At 60.3% G+C, this 18,170-nt stretch carries 18 protein-coding genes; 3 read left to right on the top strand and 15 right to left on the bottom strand.

Going from position 1 to position 18,170, the window contains the following annotated elements:
- Nucleotides 1-73 precede the first annotated feature (73 nt).
- From dnaJ to grpE, 3 genes are all read right to left on the bottom strand, one after another.
- Complete coding sequence (gene dnaJ / locus B3520_RS15715) at nt 74-1,204, bottom strand: molecular chaperone DnaJ (protein ID WP_286804789.1); 1,131 nt, start codon at nt 1,202-1,204, stop codon at nt 74-76.
- A gap of 95 nt (nt 1,205-1,299) precedes the next feature.
- Nucleotides 1,300-3,228: a molecular chaperone DnaK gene (dnaK, locus tag B3520_RS15710; protein ID WP_123638173.1), complete on the bottom strand. Its 1,929-nt coding sequence runs from the start codon at nt 3,226-3,228 to the stop codon at nt 1,300-1,302.
- A 174-nt stretch (nt 3,229-3,402) separates the two neighbouring features.
- Nucleotides 3,403-3,993 carry a nucleotide exchange factor GrpE gene (grpE, locus tag B3520_RS15705; RefSeq protein ID WP_286804786.1) on the bottom strand — a complete coding sequence of 197 codons (591 nt, stop codon included), beginning with the start codon at nt 3,991-3,993 and terminating at the stop codon, nt 3,403-3,405.
- Between the two features lie 196 nt (nt 3,994-4,189).
- Here grpE and recN point away from each other — a divergent pair, with 196 nt between their 5' ends.
- On the top strand, nt 4,190-5,866 hold the full coding sequence (recN, locus tag B3520_RS15700; protein ID WP_286804784.1) for a DNA repair protein RecN: 1,677 nt from the start codon (nt 4,190-4,192) through the stop codon (nt 5,864-5,866).
- 67 nt (nt 5,867-5,933) lie between these two features.
- Here recN and fur read toward each other — a convergent pair whose 3' ends face one another.
- A complete protein-coding gene (fur, locus tag B3520_RS15695) occupies nt 5,934-6,341 on the bottom strand; it encodes a ferric iron uptake transcriptional regulator (protein WP_024461128.1) in 408 nt (135 codons plus the stop codon).
- A 77-nt stretch (nt 6,342-6,418) separates the two neighbouring features.
- Here fur and B3520_RS15690 point away from each other — a divergent pair, with 77 nt between their 5' ends.
- Entirely contained in the window at nt 6,419-6,880 is a 462-nt protein-coding gene (locus B3520_RS15690) for an outer membrane protein assembly factor BamE (RefSeq protein ID WP_024461129.1), read from the top strand.
- A 59-nt stretch (nt 6,881-6,939) separates the two neighbouring features.
- Here the strand turns inward: B3520_RS15690 and B3520_RS15685 are convergent, their stop codons facing one another.
- The 3 genes from B3520_RS15685 to B3520_RS15675 are packed head-to-tail and all read right to left on the bottom strand — an operon-like array spanning nt 6,940 to nt 9,094.
- The gene (locus tag B3520_RS15685; protein ID WP_123638176.1) at nt 6,940-7,260 is read right to left on the bottom strand and encodes an RnfH family protein; all 321 of its coding nucleotides are present in this window, start codon (nt 7,258-7,260) and stop codon (nt 6,940-6,942) included.
- Nucleotides 7,261-7,272: 12 nt separating this feature from the next.
- Nucleotides 7,273-7,707, bottom strand: a complete 435-nt coding sequence (locus tag B3520_RS15680) for a type II toxin-antitoxin system RatA family toxin (protein ID WP_286804779.1) — start codon at nt 7,705-7,707, stop codon at nt 7,273-7,275.
- A 28-nt stretch (nt 7,708-7,735) separates the two neighbouring features.
- A complete protein-coding gene (locus B3520_RS15675; protein WP_286804776.1) occupies nt 7,736-9,094 on the bottom strand; it encodes a sodium-dependent transporter in 1,359 nt (452 codons plus the stop codon).
- 199 nt (nt 9,095-9,293) lie between these two features.
- On the opposite strand from B3520_RS15675, the gene smpB reads away from it, so the two are divergent.
- Nucleotides 9,294-9,776, top strand: a complete 483-nt coding sequence (gene smpB, locus B3520_RS15670; protein WP_024461133.1) for an SsrA-binding protein SmpB — start codon at nt 9,294-9,296, stop codon at nt 9,774-9,776.
- Between the two features lie 502 nt (nt 9,777-10,278).
- Here smpB and B3520_RS15665 read toward each other — a convergent pair.
- The 8 genes from B3520_RS15665 to miaA form a co-directional block, all read right to left on the bottom strand.
- Nucleotides 10,279-11,574: an adenylosuccinate synthase gene (locus tag B3520_RS15665; RefSeq protein ID WP_286804774.1), complete on the bottom strand. Its 1,296-nt coding sequence runs from the start codon at nt 11,572-11,574 to the stop codon at nt 10,279-10,281.
- Nucleotides 11,575-11,619: 45 nt separating this feature from the next.
- Nucleotides 11,620-12,798: an ATP phosphoribosyltransferase regulatory subunit gene (locus B3520_RS15660; RefSeq protein ID WP_286804772.1), complete on the bottom strand. Its 1,179-nt coding sequence runs from the start codon at nt 12,796-12,798 to the stop codon at nt 11,620-11,622.
- A gap of 60 nt (nt 12,799-12,858) precedes the next feature.
- Nucleotides 12,859-13,044, bottom strand: coding sequence for a DUF2065 domain-containing protein (locus tag B3520_RS15655; protein ID WP_123638181.1), 186 nt, complete (start codon nt 13,042-13,044; stop codon nt 12,859-12,861).
- A 99-nt stretch (nt 13,045-13,143) separates the two neighbouring features.
- Nucleotides 13,144-14,019 (bottom strand): protease modulator HflC, encoded by an 876-nt coding sequence (hflC, locus tag B3520_RS15650; RefSeq protein ID WP_123638182.1) that lies wholly within the window; start codon nt 14,017-14,019, stop codon nt 13,144-13,146.
- On the bottom strand, nt 14,019-15,185 hold the full coding sequence (gene hflK / locus B3520_RS15645) for an FtsH protease activity modulator HflK (RefSeq protein ID WP_123638183.1): 1,167 nt from the start codon (nt 15,183-15,185) through the stop codon (nt 14,019-14,021). The genes hflC and hflK overlap by 1 nt, the downstream gene beginning before the upstream one ends.
- Before the next feature lie 119 nt (nt 15,186-15,304).
- Nucleotides 15,305-16,621 (bottom strand): ribosome rescue GTPase HflX, encoded by a 1,317-nt coding sequence (gene hflX / locus B3520_RS15640; RefSeq protein ID WP_286804768.1) that lies wholly within the window; start codon nt 16,619-16,621, stop codon nt 15,305-15,307.
- 20 nt (nt 16,622-16,641) lie between these two features.
- The gene (gene hfq / locus B3520_RS15635) at nt 16,642-16,902 is read right to left on the bottom strand and encodes an RNA chaperone Hfq (protein WP_024461140.1); all 261 of its coding nucleotides are present in this window, start codon (nt 16,900-16,902) and stop codon (nt 16,642-16,644) included.
- Nucleotides 16,903-17,014: 112 nt separating this feature from the next.
- Nucleotides 17,015-18,007, bottom strand: coding sequence for a tRNA (adenosine(37)-N6)-dimethylallyltransferase MiaA (gene miaA, locus B3520_RS15630; protein ID WP_123638185.1), 993 nt, complete (start codon nt 18,005-18,007; stop codon nt 17,015-17,017).
- Nucleotides 18,008-18,170: the final 163 nt, after the last annotated feature.

Below are 18,170 nucleotides of genomic sequence, written 5' to 3'. Positions count from 1 at the left end.
TAAGCCGAAGGCGCATCCGCCGCTACCCCTCACAGGTTAGCGCAAAGCGCTTAACCCGACACAGGTTTCAGCATCAGATTTTCATATCGCCGAAGAAGTTCTTCATACCGTCAAACCAGCTGCTCTGCCGGGGCGAGTTTTTGCCGCCTTTCATGGTGGACTGAAACTCCCTCAGTAGCTCTTTCTGCTTGCTGGTCAGATCCACCGGTGTCTCGACCACGACACGACACATCAGGTCACCACGAGCACCGCCGCGCACCGGGGTCACGCCCTTGCTCCGCAGCCGGAACAACTTGCCGGTCTGGGTCTCGGCAGGCACTTTGAGCTTGACCCGACCATCGAGGGTGGGAACTTCCAGCTCTCCACCGAGCGCCGCATCGACAAAATCCACGGGGACTTCGCAGTACAGGTCGGCCCCGTCGCGCTGAAAAATCTCGTGCGGTTTGACATGCACTTCTACGTACAGATCGCCCGCTGGACCACCTTCGGCCCCGGCCTCACCCTCACCGGACAGGCGGATGCGGTCTCCCGTATCGACACCGGCGGGCACCTTGACCGACAGTTTCTTGGTCTGCTCGACCCGGCCCTGACCGTGACAGCTGCCGCAGGGGTCGGTGATTATACTGCCCTTGCCACGACAGGTCGGACAGGCCTGCTGCACCGAGAAAAAGCCCTGCTGCATACGCACCTGGCCGATGCCGCCACAGGTGGTACAGGTTTTGGGCGAGGTGCCCTTTTTGGCGCCGCTGCCATCACAGGTGTCACAGGCCACCAGGGTCGGCACCTTGATCTGGACATTGGTGCCTCTGACGGCATCCTCCAGACTCAGCTCAAGGTTATAGCGCAGGTCGGCGCCTCGACTCGGGCCGCCGCGGCCGCGACCACCCCCGCCAAAAATATCGCCGAACACATCGCCGAAAATATCACTGAAGCTGCCGAAACCACCGGCTCCGGCGCCACCGCCCATGCCGGCACTCTGGTCGACACCGGCATGGCCAAATTGATCGTAGGCAGAACGCTTCTGCGCGTCGGACAGGACCTCGTAGGCCTCACTCGCCTCTTTGAACTTGTTCTCCGCCTCTTCGTCCCCCGGATTGCGGTCCGGGTGATGCTTCATCGCCACTCGACGATAGGCTTTTTTCAAATCAGCGGCGGACACGTCCCGGGAGACGCCCAGCACTTCGTAATAGTCGCGTTTTGCCATGCTACAGTCGCTTTTTGGTCAGTTACTACAGACACAACAAATGCGGGCATGCCCGCATTTGTTGCTACCGTCTTTCAAGGATTGGAGAAGCGGAATTACTTCTTCTCGTCATCCTTCACTTCTTCGAACTCGGCATCCACGGCGCCGTCGTCGTCTTTCGGAGCCTCCTGCTGGTCCGCACCGGCTTCCGCGCCGCCTTGGCCCTGCTGCTCGGCATAGAGCTTCTGTGCCAGAGAGCTGGAGGCTTCGGTCAGCTTGTTGGTCGCCGCTTCCATCGCGTCCTTGTCTTCGCCCTTGACGGCTTCTTCGGCCTCGGCGATCGCCGCTTCAATGGCCGACTTCTCTTCGTCGGTGGCCTTGTCACCGGCGTCTTTCAGGGTTTTCTGGGTGGCGTGAATCAGCCCTTCCAGCGTGTTGCGCGCGGTGACGGTCTCGGCAAACTTCTTGTCCGCTTCCGCATTGGCTTCGGCGTCTTTCACCATCTTCTCGATCTCGTCATCCGACAGACCGGAAGAGGCCTTGATCACAATGGACTGCTCTTTGCCAGTGGCCTTGTCTTTGGCGCTCACGTTCAAGATACCGTTGGCATCCAGATCAAAGGTCACTTCAATTTGCGGCACACCGCGGGTTGCCGGCGGAATGTCGGCCAGGTCGAAACGACCCAGGGACTTGTTCTGCGCCGCCTGCTTGCGCTCACCCTGAACCACGTGAATGGTCACCGCCGTCTGGTTGTCTTCCGCAGTTGAGAAAATCTGCGATTTCTTGGTCGGAATCGTGGTGTTTTTCTCAATCAGCGGCGTGGCCACACCACCCATGGTTTCAATACCCAGGGTCAGCGGCGTCACGTCGAGCAGCAATACGTCTTTCACGTCACCGGCCAGTACCGCGCCCTGAATGGCCGCGCCGACCGCTACCGCTTCGTCCGGGTTCACGTCTTTGCGCGGATCCTTACCGAAGAAGTCGGCCACCGCTTTCTGCACCATCGGCATACGGGTCTGGCCACCGACCAGAATTACATCGCTGATATCGCTGACGGATACGCCGGCGTCTTTGATGGCCATCTTCACCGGCTCGAGTGAGCGGGTGACCAGCTCTTCCACCAGAGATTCAAGCTTGGCCCGGGTGAGCTTCACTACCAGGTGCTTGGGACCGGTGTTGTCGGCGGTAATGTACGGCAGATTCACTTCGGTCTGCTGGCTGGAAGACAGCTCGATCTTGGCTTTCTCGGCCGCCTCTTTCAGGCGCTGCAGAGCCAGCGGATCGTTGTGCAGGTCAATACCCTGCTCTTTCTTGAATTCATCGGCCAGGTAGTCGATCAGGCGCAGGTCAAAGTCCTCACCACCGAGGAAGGTGTCACCGTTGGTGGACAGCACTTCAAACTGGTGTTCGCCATCCACGTCGGCGATCTCGATAATGGAGATATCAAAGGTACCGCCACCGAGGTCATATACCGCGATGGTGCGGTCGCCCTTCTGCTGGTCCATACCATAGGCCAGCGCCGCCGCAGTCGGCTCGTTGATGATGCGCTTTACGTCCAGGCCAGCAATCTTACCGGCGTCTTTGGTCGCCTGACGCTGGGAGTCGTTGAAGTAGGCCGGAACGGTAATCACCGCTTCGGTGACCTTCTCGCCCAGGTAATCCTCGGCGGTTTTCTTCATCTTCTTGAGCACTTCAGCGGAAATCTGCGGCGGTGCTTTCTTTTCGTCCTTCACTTCAACCCAGGCGTCACCATTATCGGCGGCGACGATCTTGTAAGGCACCATTTTGATGTCTTTCTGAACCACATCATCCTTGAACTTGCGGCCGATCAGGCGCTTGACCGCATACAGGGTGTTGTGGGGGTTGGTCACGGCTTGGCGCTTGGCGCTCTGGCCAACGAGGATTTCGCCATCATTGGTAAAGGCCACGATGGACGGGGTTGTGCGATCACCCTCGGCGTTTTCGATTACCTTGGGCTTGCCGCCTTCCATTACGGATACACAGGAGTTGGTGGTACCCAGGTCAATACCGATGATCTTACTCATGAAAATCTCCTAAAGATGTTCTGTCGAAACGCGAAAGATCAGCTCGCGCGCCTCGGTGTGTGTCTGCGGCTCCGACCCCGGAGTCCGCTTTCGCAATCAGTTACTTCCTATATTGGCCCTGTTCGATACTTTTCAAGGCCTTTATGCCGGCAATTTAAGGCTGCCGGCGATCCATCACGCATCCGCCGCCTTGGACACCACCACCATCGCCGGACGGACCAGGCGACCGTGCAGGGTATAACCCTTCTGGAACACGTCGATCACGGTGTTGGGCTCGACATCGGGGTTGGCGACCATGGTCATGGCCTGATGCAATTCCGGGTCAAAGGGTTCGCCCTGCGGATTGACGGGCACCACCTGATGCTTGGCCAACACATCGATAAACGACTTGTGCGTCAGTTGAATACCCTCAACCACCGCCTTCAGCTCGGGATTGTCGGTATCCATGGTCGAGAGCGCCCGCTCCAGGTTGTCCACCACCGGCAAGAGGTCCTGCAGCAGCTTCTCCTGGCCGAACTTGTGTGCCTTCTCGACATCCTGCTCGGCCCGACGACGGGCATTCTGGGCTTCGGCCTGGGAGCGCAGCACCTGTTCTTTGGCCGCGTCCATAGCGGCGCTCAGGGATTCCACCTTGGCCTGCAGGGCCTCGACAGACGCCTCCTCAGCCCCCTCATCCTGAGCGGCATGGGTGTCGGCATCGGCCGACCCGGTTTCTGCCGCCACCTCTTCATACTCTTGAGCGTCGCGATTTTCTTCGTTAGCCACACTGATCTCCGTTGTCATTTACCTTGGCAGCCGGGAGCTGCAGAATAAGAACGTGGAGCCTATATGGGGCTTTGGCGGAAGGATTCAAGGGGCCCAAACAGGGCCCGATCAGATTTTCCTGCTGGCCCTCTGGCCGAACCCCGTGTTTTACTGTATAAAAACACAGATTATTTTCTCTCGCTCCGTGAGGGTCACCATGCTTACGCATCTCAGCATTCGCCATTTCACCCTGGTAGACCAGCTGGATCTGGATCTCAGGTCCGGCATGACCGCCATCACCGGGGAAACCGGTGCCGGTAAATCCATCGTTCTGGACGCGCTCGGACAGACGCTGGGCGACCGGGCGGACGGACAGCGGGTCCGGGCCGGGGCCCGCAAGGCGGATATCCACGCCACCTTCGATACCCAGCGGATACCGGCTGCCCGCCAGTGGCTGGAAGCCCAGGAGCTTCTCCAGGAAGACGCCCCCAGTGAGTGCCTGCTGCGACGGGTGATTACCGCCGAGGGCCGCTCCAAGGCCTTTATCAACGGCCACCCAGTCACTCTGCAGCAACTGAGAACCCTCGGGGAGATGCTGATCGATATCCACAGTCAGCACGAGCATCAGTCCCTACTGCGCAAAGAAACCCACCGGCACCTGCTGGATGAATACGCCGGCCAGAGCGAGCTGGCGGGAAAGGTGCGCCAGGCGTACCGACACTGGCAGACTTGCAAGCGCGACTTTGAAGCCCTGCGCGATAACGCCGAAGAGGTCAGCGCCCGCTATCAGCTATTGAGCTATCAGGTGCAGGAGTTGGAGCAACTGGACCTGAAAGAGGGCGAGCTGGACGAGCTGGAAGCGGAGCAGCGCAGTCTCGCCCACGCTGAGGATATATTGCGTGCCAGCCACGAACTGTCGGCCCTGTGCGGCGATGATGACCAGGGGTTGAGTGTCCTGATGCACCGGGCCTTGCACCTGCTGCGGGACATGCCCGAGAAGTCCGCCGCCCTGCAGGAGGCGGAACAGCTGCTCACCAGCGCCCAGATTCAGGTCGACGAGGCCCAGCGTGAGGTGGAGCATCATATCGATGGTTTCAATCTCGACCCGGAGCGGCTACGCGAGGTCGAGGAGCGCTTGAGCGCGATTTATGACGTTGCCCGCAAGCACCGTATCGGGCCCGAACAGCTGCCCCAGCTGTTCGCTGACCTGGGCGATGAGTTGGCCCAGCTTCAGGGCGGAGACGAGCGACTCGATGAGCTGGAGCAGCAGATGCAGGCCGCCGAAGCCGACTATCGCAAGGCCGCCAGCTCCCTGTCCAAAGCCCGGCAGAGCGCCAGCAGCAAACTGGCCAAAGCGGTCAATCAGCAGCTGAGTGATCTGGCCATGCCAAATGCCCGCCTGGAAGTCAGTCTGGCGTCGCTGAACGACAAGCCCGGCCCTCAGGGTCTGGAAGAGGTGGAGTTCATCATCAGCACCAACCCGGGTCAGCCGGCCCGCTCGCTGAACAAGGTCGCCTCCGGTGGCGAGCTGTCTCGGGTCAGCCTGGCCATTCAGGTGGTGACCGCCCGCACCTCGGCCATTCCGACACTGGTGTTCGACGAAGTGGATGTCGGTATCGGGGGTGCGACCGGGGATGTGGTGGGTCGCCTGCTACGGCAACTCGGCGAGGGCGGTCAGGTGCTCTGCGTCACCCACCTGGCGCAGGTGGCCAGCAAGAGCCACCAACACCTCCAGGTCACCAAGACCGCGAAAAAGCAGTCGGCGGAGTCCACACTGGTGACCCTGGAGGGAGAGCAGAAAATCGAAGAAATTGCCCGCATGTTGGGTGGCATGAAGGTGACTGAACAGTCGTTGGCTCACGCCAGGGAGATGGTGACAGAGGGAGCGGCCTGAGAGGACCCGGACGCGCGGCACCACATGGGTGCCGCCACCGGCAATACGGCCACTTTATGGCCGAGGACTACTTCTTGGGCTTTACGTACAACACCAGGTTGTGATCAACCAGCTCGTAGCCGTGCTGCTCGGCGATCTGCCGCTGCAGGCGCTCGATTTCTTCGTTATGGAACTCAATGACCTCGCCTGAGTCCATACAGACCATGTGATCGTGATGCTCACCGCGAGCAATTTCAAACACTGAGTGGCCACCATCAAAGTTGTGGCGCTCCACCAGACCGGCACTCTCAAATTGCGTCAGTACCCGATACACGGTGGCCAGGCCCACATCGTCACCCGCCTCCATCAGTGCCTTGTAGACATCTTCGGCGCTCATATGATGGTTTTCGGACGACTCCAGCATTTGCAGAATCTTCACCCGGGGCAGGGTGACTTTCAGCCCCGCTTTGCGCAGTTCCTGATTTTCTTCGGCCATTTAACCCCCAAACCCTTCTCAGTATTCGCGTCAATCGGGTATTATCCCCGTTCATTTTGCCAAGTGGAAGCCCTTATATGAAAATAGCCAGCAAACTCTCACTGGTCGCCGTCTTGTTCGCCAGCTTGACAGGTTGCTCCTATTTCCAATTTCCCGGCGTGCACAAAATCTATGTGCAGCAAGGACACATCATCACCCAGGAGATGATCGACCAACTCGAAACCGGCATGACCAAGCGTCAGGTGCGCTTTGTGCTGGGCACGCCGCTGCTTGAAGATGGTTTCAACCAGGATCGCTGGGATTATCACTACAGCCTGAGTCGCGGCGACGAGAACCTGCGCGAGCGCCATCTGACGGTTTACTTCGAAAATGATCAGATGACCCGCTATGAAGGCAGCGCGGTCCGCCCCGAAGAAAGCAGCGACGAGGACGAGACACCGCTGGTACCGACCAATATCGAGGGCGACCCCCTGCCGACACCGGGTGAAGACGTCAATGATGACACCGAGGCGACGCCACTACCCACCAACACCATGTGATCCTCGGCCACCCCCGCCCGTCAATACCACCGGGGCCTCACCAACGAGGCTCCGTGCGATCAGGATTCCGCCTGTTTCTTCTGCGCCCTTTTGCGACGCACCTCTTTCGGATCTGAAATCAGCGGTCGATAGATCTCGACCCGATCCCCGGGCTGCAACTCGTGCTCCCGTGGCGGCTTGAGCCCCTTGGTTCCGAGCGCCTGACCAAAGATGCCCATCTTGGCGCTGTCCAGATCAATCTCCGGAAACACTTTCACAATACCCGAGCGCTCAGCCGCCTGATACGCCGTGGTACCCGGCTCCACCAACAGCTCTATGATCTTCTGTTGGTCCGGCCGGGCATAGGCCACTTCTACGGTAATCAAATCACCATCCGCCATGTTTGCAGCCCCTTATACACCATAGATCTGTCGGGCACGGCTGCACAGCGCATCCACCTGCTGACTTGCCGCCGACTCGAAAAACTTACCCACCGCCAGGCTCAGCAGGCGGTTCTGCATATCAAACTCCAGCTCCAGGCGCACTCGGCAGCCCTCGCCCACCGGCTCAAAGGTCCACTTGCCCTCCAGGCGGGAAAAGGGCCCATCCACCAGACTCATGGTCATGCTCTCCGGCGCCCTCAGCACGTTATGCGTCACAAAACTCTGACTGATGCCCGCTTTCTGCAGTTCCAGGCGCGCCTCCAGCCAATCATCCCCCCGGCTCAACACCTCGGCGCCGACGCAGTCACTCATGTACTCCGGATAGGCCTCGATATCGTTTACCAGCTCAAACATCTGCGCGGGTGAATAGTTCACCAGCGCACTGCGTTCTACTCGATGGGTCAAGAAAACATCTCCCGTTGATTCGCGGCCATCAGGCCCAGAAGCCGCCGATCAGAATCAGCAATAACGCCGGCGGACAAAGGTATTTGAGGAGCGTCAACCAGAGCTCAAACTGGCGCTCGCTCTCCTGGCGCAGCTCATGGCGCAACAGCTCCCGACGGGCCACCCAGCCGACAAACAGCGCCATGGCCAGACCGCCCAGCGGCAACATCACCCGCTGGGTGACAAAATCCAGAAAACCAAACACGTTCATACCGAACAGTCCGGTGAAGTCGGCCCAGTGATTGAACGACAGAACCGAGCCAATGCCCAGCAGCCAGGCACTGCCGGCAATCAATCCGTTCGCCGTGTACCGCTTGAGCCCAAAGCGTTCCGTGATATAGGCCACACAGGGCTCGAGCAGCGAGATGGTGGAGCTCCAGGCGGCCAGGGTCACCAGCACAAAGAAGGCCGCCCCAAAAATAACCCCACCGGGCATATTGCCAAAGGCCACCGGCAGACTGACAAACATCAGGCCGGGACCGTCGCCGGGTGAAATGCCCGGGGTGGCAAACACGATCGGGAACATCGCCAGCCCCGCCACCAGTGCGACCAACGTATCCAGCACCGCCACCGTCAGAACCATCTTGCCGATGGAGGCCTTGCCGGGCATATAGGAGCCGTAGGCCATGATCGCCCCCATGGCTAGACTCAGGGTAAAAAACGCATGGCCGAGGGCGATCGATGCGCCCTGCCAGGACAGGTCCGACACGTTGAAATCAAACATGAAGTGCAGCCCCTGGGCGAACTCCCCCGCCACGGCGGCGTAGCCCAGCAACAGCAACAACAACAGAAACAACAGCGGCATCAGTACCCGCACCGCGGCTTCCAACCCGCGAGTCACCCCGAAGGCAACCACCAGCACGGTCAAGCCGATAAATACCGTCTGCCAGAGCATCAGGCGCGCCGGATCCGCCCGCAAGGCTGCAAAAGCGGCGCTGGCCGTTTCCCCGTTCCAGCCACTGAAACCACCCTGCACCGCGGTACTCATATAATCCAGCGCCCAGCCGGCCACCACACTGTAGAACGACAGGATCAGAAACGCGGTCAATACTCCGAGCGCCCCAATTAGGCTCCAGTGGGGCGAGACCCGACTCTGTTGCGCCATTTTCCTGACCGAATCCACCGGGTTGGCGCGACCGTGACGCCCGAGCACCACCTCGGCAATCATCACCGGCACGCCGATCAGAGCGATAAACACCAGGTACATGAGCACAAACGCCCCACCGCCATTTTCGCCGGTGATGTAGGGAAACTTCCAGATGTTGCCCAGCCCCACCGCCGAACCGGTGGCGGCCAGGACAAAGGTGCCTTTATGTCCCCAAATCGCGTGTTGTTTGATGCGTTCCACGGCTGGCTCCGGGCTATAGTCGGTTTGCGCCGCTCTGGCGCACGCGGCCGACCCGCTGTTGCGGGCACAAAGGCGGCATTGTAACGGCAATTGTCGGGAATGTGCAGGGTTCGCCCCCGAATCCGGGCAGACAGAGAGGCCTTCAAGCCTTTATAATGCCCGCCGCACATTCACGCCCCGAGCAAGGTTGATCATTTCGATGAGTAAGAAGAAGGGTAAGAAACCCAGCGGCAATACCATTGCCCTGAACAAGAAGGCCAAGTTTGATTTCGCGCTGCAGGATCGCGTGGAGGCGGGCCTGTCGCTGCAGGGTTGGGAGGTGAAGAGCCTGCGCCAGGGTAAGGTGCAGCTGACGGATACCTATGTGCTGTTCAAAAACGGCGAGGCGTGGTTGCTCGGCGCCCACATATCACCGTTGCCCACGGCGTCGACTCACTTTGTGACCGATCCGACCCGCACTCGCAAACTGCTGCTCAAGCGCAAGGAGATTGCGAAGCTGCAGGCGGCGGCGGAGCAGAAGGGCTATACGGTGGTGGCAACGGCGCTGTATTGGAAGAAGCACTTGGTGAAGTGCGAGGTGGCGCTGGGTAAAGGGAAGCAGGAGCACGATAAGCGCGAGACGGAGAAGGAGCGCGATTGGAATCGTCAGAAGCGGGCGATCATGAAGGATGTCAATCGGTAGCTCTTTTCACTATTTTTCTTCTCCAAAGAGCCTGGACCCACCAAGCAGCCTGTCCCCTCCAGACTGTCCGGGCTCGGCATCAGGTAGGCCTTTTCGGAAACGCGATGAATACATCCCTGTAGCTCCCTCGCTTCTTCCCTGAAGCGAGGGTTCCGAAAAGGCCTACCTGACACCGAGCCCTCTGAAGTAACTTGCAGCCACAAAGCGTGAATACACCTCGGAGGGCACGGTATCGGGTGACCTGTTTTCAAACCCTCGCTTCAGGGATGAAGCGAGGGAGCCCCAGGGATGGGTTCATGTGTTTTGAAAACAGGTCACCCGGTAGCGGGCCCGGAGCCTTTTGAGGCACCGGAATGCCATGCCCGAAACAGCCCACCTGATAGCGAGCCCGGAGGTTCTGGAGGGGCTGAACTCTCTGGAAAATTAGAGCACGAACAGTGCCCAAGTAACGGCGGATGCGGCCTTTGGCCTTATCCGCCCTACGGAGAGGTCAGTGGGGAGCTTACGCGGAGAAAGGGTGGCGCAGGACGATGGTTTCGATGCGGTCCGGGCCGGTGGAGATGATGTCTACCGGTGTCTTCAGAATCTCTTCCAGACGACGGATATAAGCGCGGGCGTTTTCCGGCAGCTCATCCAGAGACTTGGCACCAACGGTCGACTCCTGCCAACCCGGCAGCTCCTCATACACCGGCTCAATCGCCTCCCAGCCCTCGGCATCGAACGGAATCCCTACCGGATTCCCCTGGGCATCGCGGTACTCAACACAGATTTTCACCGTGTCCAGACCGTCCAGCACATCCAGCTTGGTCAGACACAGGCCGGTGACGCTGTTGATCCGGTTGACGTGATGCAGAGCCACCGCATCAAACCAGCCACAGCGACGCTTGCGGCCCGTGGTCGCGCCAAACTCGTGCCCTTTCTCACCCAGGTGCTGACCCACACCGCAGTCAAGCTCGGTGGGGAATGGGCCGGAGCCGACACGAGTGGTGTACGCCTTGGTGATGCCCAGCACATAATCGAGGTACATGGGGCCAAAACCGGAGCCAGTCGCGGTGCCGCCAGCGGTGGTGTTGGAGGAGGTCACAAACGGATAGGTACCGTGGTCAATATCCAGCAGAGAACCCTGGGCCCCCTCGAACAGAATGCCTTCGCCGCGCTCGCGGGCGCTGTGCAGCGCCTCGGTCACGTCAGTGATCATCGGGCGCAGCTCTTCAGCCCAGGCGGTGCAGGTGTCCAGCACCTGTTGGTAATCCACTGCATCCACGCCGTAATAACTGGTCAGCATGAAGTTGTGGTAATCCAGCACTTCTTTTAACTTGGTCGCAAAACGGTCCATATGCAACAGATCGCCCAGGCGCAGGCCCCGGCGGGCCACTTTGTCTTCGTAGGCCGGACCAATACCCCGGCCGGTGGTGCCAATCTTTGCGTTGCCACGGGCCGCCTCGCGCGCCTGGTCCAGGGCAATGTGGTAGGGCAGAATCAGCGGGCAGGCCGGCGACAGGCGCAGGCGCTTGCGCACGGGAACGTTCTTGGCTTCCAGCTCGGCAATTTCCTTGAACAGGGCCTCGGGAGACAGCACCACGCCGTTGCCGATCAGGCAGGTGACATCTTCACGCAAAATGCCGGAGGGGATCAGGTGAAGAACGGTCTTCTCACCGTCGATCACCAGTGTATGGCCGGCATTGTGGCCGCCCTGGAAGCGGGCCACCAGCGATACCTGATCGGTCAGCAGGTCGACGATCTTACCCTTGCCTTCGTCACCCCACTGGGTGCCCAAAATCACGACGTTCTTACCCATGTTTGTGCAACTCATTTTGTAACATTGAATGTGCTCCCCGGCCGATCAGGCCAGAGGAATAACCTGGTAGTGTCCGTCCTTCAGGACCAGTTGGCGGTCACAGCCCGCTTCCTCGGGCGGTGTTGGCTCGGCGCCGAAGACCACCCGTTCCCCTTTTGCCCGCAACGCCTGTACGGCCTGCCACTGCTCGGGCGTGGCCTGATCGGTGGCCCAGACTCCCCTGGGGACCTGGCGCTCGATCAACCCCAATTTACTGATCGCGGAAATATCCACCGCAAACCCGGTCGCGGGCCGAGCCCGGCCGAAGACTTCACCAATATGATCGTACCGGCCGCCACTGGCGATCGGGTTGCCATAACCGGGCGCAAAGGCCGCGAACACCAGGCCGGTCAGGTAGTGGTAACCGCGGACTTCGCCGAGGTCGAAGTAAAGTTCCGCCGCCGGGTAGCGCTCAGCCACCACGTTGGCGACCTGCTCCAGTTGATCCACGGCCGCCAGCACGGCGGGCGGGCACTGGGCAAAACAGTTCCGAGCCCGATCCAGCACGGACCGATCGCCGGCCAGCCCCGGCAGCGCAAGGAACACCTCGGCCAGGGGCGAACCATTCAGGTTGTCCGCTACCCAGGCGCGAATTTCGGTGACGGCCTTGCGCTGCAGCAGGTCGAAAAAGATATCTTCCTGTGCCTGGCTCAGATCGGCGGCATCGGCCAGGGCCCGATAAATACCGACATGCCCCAGGTCGATGTGCTGGCGCGGAAGCCCCGCCAGGGTGAGGGATTCGAGCAGCAGCGACACCACTTCGATATCGGCCCGAGTGCCCGGCTCACCAAAGAATTCGACCCCGGCCTGAATGGGGGTACGGGTGGCGAGGGGGTTCTTGGGTTTGGCGTGAACCACATGGCCGGCGTAGCAGAGGCGATTGGCGCCGGGCAGCGTAAAACTGTGGGCATCCATGCGGGCGGTCTGCGGCGTAATATCGGCGCGGATACCCAGGGTGCGGCCCGAGAGCTGATCGGTCACTTTGAAGGTGAGCAGATCCACATCGCGGCCCAGGCCGGTCAGCAAGGAGTCGGTGTACTCCAGCAACGGCGGAATCACCAGGTCGTAACCCCAGGTGCGGTAGAGGTCTACCAGGCGACGGCGCAGTTGCTCAATGGCCTCGGCCTCGGCAGGCAGAATTTCCTCAACACCGTCGGGCAACAGCCAGCGGTCAGCATAGGTCATAACAGACTCGAACAGTTGTTGGATTCAGCGTACGCAATGGTCCCGGCCGGGAGACAACGTCTAACGAAGCCACAGCAGCAGGCCGGCCCCGATAAGCATGCTTACCAGACCCATGGTGCGCAGTCGGCGATCATCTACCCTGGCCAGCGTTGCCACGGCCTGGCGCCAGCGCTGGGGGTACAGAAACGGAAGTATGCCCTCGATCACCAGCATCAGGCAGAAGGCGCGCGCGAGGTCTTCCCACATGGCGGCCACTCCCAAACCGGACACAAAAAACCGGGCGCTTCACGCGCCCGGCGGCAGGATTTTAGCACTTTTTGCGGGCAAATGGTGCCCATTGCCCGGCTATTTTTGGCCTTCGGCATTCTTCAGGTACTGGAAGAACTCGCTCGACGGGTCCACCACCAGAAGGTCATCACTGCCGTTGAAGGCATTCCTGTAGGCATTCAGGCTGCGCACAAAGGCATAGAAATCCGGGTTCTGGTTGAACGCCGCGGCGTAAATGGCCGCCGCCCTGGCATCGCCATCACCACGCAGAAGTTCAGCATCGCGATAGGCGTTGGCCTCGAGCACCGCGCGCTGGCGATCGGCATCCGCCCGAATCACTTCCGCCTGCTCGCGACCGGTGGCACGGTACTCGCGGGCCTCCTTCTCGCGGTCAGCGGCCATCCGGTCAAAAACCGACTCACTGACATCGTCAGGCAGATCGATCCGCTTTACGCGGATATCAATCACTTCAACCCCCAGCAGCTCCATGGCGGTTTCGTTCATCTGAGCGGTCAGATCTTCCATCAGCTTGTCCCGCTCACCCGAGACCACTTCATGCAGGGTGCGCCGACCGACCTCGTTACGCAGACCGTCCGCCACCCGGGAGGCGAGACGGGCATCAGCCACATCTTCCTGACCACCGGTGGCCTTGTAGTAGGCCTCGACGTTCTTGACCCGCCACTTGGCATAGGAGTCGACGATCAAGCGCTTGTTCTCCACCGTGTAAAAACTCTCGGGACGGGCGTCAGCGGTCAATATCCGACCATCGAATTTACGGACCCGATCCGCGAAGGGAAGCTTGATGTGTACGCCGGGCTGTACATCCGCGTTCACCAGAGCACCAAAACGAAGCACAACGGCGCGCTCGTATTCATTCACAATGAACACCGTATTGGCGCCAACCAGAACCAGGACACCCAGTAGGACCAGGGTAAAGATACCTTTATTGGACATCAGCGAATATCCCCCCGAGTGTTGGTTCGCGTGGCGCTGGATGGGCGACGATTGAGCTCGCGGGTCACCTGCTCAGTGACATCCCGCAGCGCGTCGGCCGACATGCCGGTCTGGCCGGCGTTGCCCGACGCCCCATCGCTCTGACGGTTCTGCAGACGGTCCAGCGGCAGATACATCATGTTGTTGCCATCTTCCACATCGACCATGACTTTGCTGGCCTTGGAAAACACTTCCTCAACCGCGTCGATATACAGGCGACGCCGGGTCACCTCGGGGGCCTTGTCGAATTCGGCCATCAGCAGCTCAAAGCGGCGGGACTCACCTTCCGCCTCGGCCACGACGCGAGCCCGGTAGGCCTCCGCCTCCTCGATCATGCGCTGGGCCTGACCGCGGGCCTGAGGGATCACCGAGTTGGCGTACGCCTGGGCTTCGTTCTTGAGGCGCTCTTCGTCCTCTTTGGCCTTGATCACATCATCAAAAGCGTCGCGCACCTCTTCCGGTGGGCGAGCCTCCTGGATGTTCACTTCACGCACGGCGATACCCGCGCCGTAGCTGTCCAGATAATTCTGCAGGCGTTGCTGCACTTCATCCGCAATCAGCTGACGCCCCCCGGAGAGCACCTGATTGATCTCACTTGAACCCACCACATGACGCAGCGCACTGTCAGCGGCTTGGCGTAGGCTGTTTTCCGGGTCGCGGACGTTCAGCACAAACGCCTTCACGTCATTGACGTTGTACTGCACGGTAATCGGCAGCTCGACGATGCTTTCGTCCTGCGTCAACATCAGCCCACGGGAAGGGTACTGCCGCTCCTCAGTTACGTTCTCCACAAAGACAGTCGTGATCAGCGGCGCATTCCAGCGCAGCCCGGCATCCTTGATTTCCTGGAATGCACCGAACTGCAGCACCACCGCGCGCTCTTTGGCATCGACCACATAGAAACCGAGCACGAAGTAAATGGCGGCCGCAACCAGCAGCACAATACCCACCAGAGGTGCGGCACTGCCGGCATTGCCGCCACTACCGGAGCCACCGCCCGATCCGCCGAACAGGCCATTCAGCCGATCGCGAAATTTCTTCCAGGCTTCATCCAAATCCGGCGGGCCGCTGTTATTGCCGCCTCCCCAGGGGTCCTTACCCCCGCCTCCCGGTTCATTCCAGGCCATATTGACTCTCCGTCGATTAACGTCTTTCCCCAGCGACAGGCACTGCGGAATGGGTATTCGGGTACCGTCAAGCAGATCGCTCCGGCAAGAGCGAGATTCTAGCAAAGTCGGGCGCCGCTCTAACAGGCAATTCGGTCGGAATCGTCTCCGTCGGCCCAGTGCAATTCGTCATAGCGCAGGTTTTCAGCGCTCAGCAAACGCATCAGATCACTTTTGGGCAGCCGTATCTCCAGTAACACCGAGCCGTCCTCGCCGTGCTGTTCGTCGGCCACCGCCTGCTGTTGATAGAGCTTGGCCCGCAGGCGCCCCTGCTCGGGCTTGAGCTGCAGCCGCCCGGCAACCATCTCCCGCCCCAGGGCATCGGAGATGGCTTCCATCAGCAACTCGACCCCCTGCCCGGTCTGGGCAGACAGCCACACGGCAATCGGCTTGCCGTGGTCATCACGATCGATACGGGGCTCCATACCGAGCAGATCAATCTTGTTGTAGACACGTAATTCCGGCAGTTCCGCCGCGCCGATTTCCGCCAGCACCTCCTCGACCTGCTCGATATTGTGCAGCCGCTCCTCCGCCGCCGCATCGATCACGTGGAGCAGCAGGCTGGAATTGCTGGCCTCCTCTAGGGTCGCCCGGAAGGCCTGCACCAGCTTGTGCGGCAAATGGCTGATGAAGCCCACCGTATCGGCCAGAATCAGCGCGCCGACATCGGGCACTTCGAGCCGACGCATGGTCGGATCCAGGGTGGCGAACAGTTGGTTCTCCGCGAACACCTTGGCATCGGTAATCTGGTTGAACAGCGTGGATTTGCCGGCGTTGGTGTAGCCCACCAGGGACACCGTGGGAATATCCGCTCGCTGGCGGGAACGGCGCCCCTGATTACGCTGGGTGCGCACCTTGGCCAGCCGCTTCTCGATGGCGGTAATCCGCCCGCGCAGCAGTCGACGGTCGGTTTCGAGCTGGGTTTCACCCGGGCCCCGCAGGCCGATACCGCCCTTCTGGCGCTCCAGGTGGGTCCAGCCGCGCACCAGGCGCGTGGCCATATGACGCAGCTGCGCCAACTCCACCTGCAATTTGCCCTCAAAGGTGCGGGCGCGCTGGGCAAAAATATCCAGAATCAGGCCGGTACGATCCAGAACCCGGCACTCGAGTGCCTGCTCCAGGTTACGCTCCTGACTGGGAGAGAGTGTGTGGTTGAAGATGACCAGTTCCGCACCATTTTCCTTCACCACCGCCTGCAGCTCTTCGAGCTTGCCGGTGCCGACAAAGTATTTGGCATGGGGAGCCGCGCGCTGACCACCCACCAGAGCGATCGGGTCGCCACCGGCAGACAATACCAGCTCTTCAAATTCTCGGGGGTCTTCCGGCGCCTGGCCGTGGGAGAGATCCAGGTGAACCAGCACCGCCAGTTCACCGGAGTCGGGACGATCAAAAAACAAGTAGTTACCTCAGCGGCAGATTACTCGGCCGGTGCTTCCTCGCCTTCGCCTTCCGCCGGATTCAGCAGAGGAACACGCACAGCGCGAGAGGGCACAACCGTGGAAATGGCATGCTTGTAGACCATCTGGCTGACAGTGTTCTTCAGCAGCACAACAAACTGGTCGAACGATTCAACCTGACCCTGCAACTTGATGCCGTTTACCAGGTAAATGGATACCGGTACACGCTCTTTGCGCAGTACGTTCAGGTAAGGGTCTTGTAAACTATGCCCTTTTGACATGGTTATTCTCCTTATCGAGATAGAAATTTATCCGCCTAAGTCCTCCCCACTGGAGCTGGAAAGGGGGCGGCCAGAAAAACATGAAAAACTGACTAGGATTCTCACACCGCTATTATATGGTCGTAGTACCCATAGAATTCAAGGTGTTCTTAACAATTTCTTGCAAGTTGAGATCTGAACCGGACTCGTCCTGCGTGTAAATCCACGAGAGTGAAGGCCAACCCCGCAGCCACGTCACCTGGCGCTTGGCCAGCTGGCGCGTCGCCACCACCCCCCGCTCACAGAGCTCGCTTCGGCTCATGGTCGGCCCCGGCCCTTCCTCAGCGTCCAGGTACTCCCAGACTTGACGGTAGCCTACCGCCCGTATCGCCGGCAGGCTGGGCTGGAGATCGCCGCGGGCACGCAGGGTTTTGACCTCATCGATCAGTCCCTGTTCCAACATCTGCTCAAACCGGGTCTGTATACGCTGATGCAGCACCTTGCGATCACGGGGAGATATGGCCAACTGGGTGACATCAAAGCGCTCGGTAAACGCCGGGCCCGCCTGGGCCTGCTGCTCGCGGCGCAGCTCGGTCATGGTTTTGCCGCTGACCCGGTAGACTTCCAGGGCACGACTGAGGCGCTGGGAGTGGTTGGGGTGAATCTCGGCCGCCATTTCGGGGTCCACCTCGGCCAATTGCGCGTGAATATGGGGCCAGCCGTGCTCGGCGGCCTCACGCTCAATGGCTTCGCGTACCGCCGGATCCGCCTCGGGCATGGGCGCCAGGCCGTCCAGCAGGGCTTTAAAATAGAGCATGGTGCCGCCCACCAGCAGCGGGATACGGCCAGCGGCGTGAATATCGGCGATTTCCCGCTCGGCGTCGGCCCGAAAATCCGCCACCGAGTAGGGATCGGCCGGGTCGCGGATATCAATCAAGCGGTGCGGCGCCCGAGCGAGCTCCTCGGCGGTGGGTTTGGCGGTGCCAATATCCATGCCCCGGTAGACCAGGGTGGAGTCGACACTGATCAGCTCCACCGGCAGGTGCTCGCGCAGGGCCATGGCCAGGGCGGTTTTGCCGGAGGCGGTGGGGCCCATCAGGAAGATGACTTTTTGGCGGTTGGTCATGGTTTATAGCGCCGTGTTTTAGTACTTCGTAGAGAGTCCGGTCCGGATTGGGGTAGACCCTTCCCGGACACGCCGTAAACCCATGACGTGCATGGATGCACTAATGCCGCGATGGCATGGATGCCACAGAGCGGCCCCTGGGGGCTCGCATCGCGGGTCCCCC

Origin of the sequence: Marinimicrobium sp. UBA4509 (assembly GCF_002388575.1) — a bacterium.
GTDB lineage: Bacteria > Pseudomonadota > Gammaproteobacteria > Pseudomonadales > Cellvibrionaceae > Marinimicrobium > Marinimicrobium koreense.
Note: the sequence above shows the minus strand (reverse complement) of the source record. Positions and strands in the feature narration are given on the sequence as shown.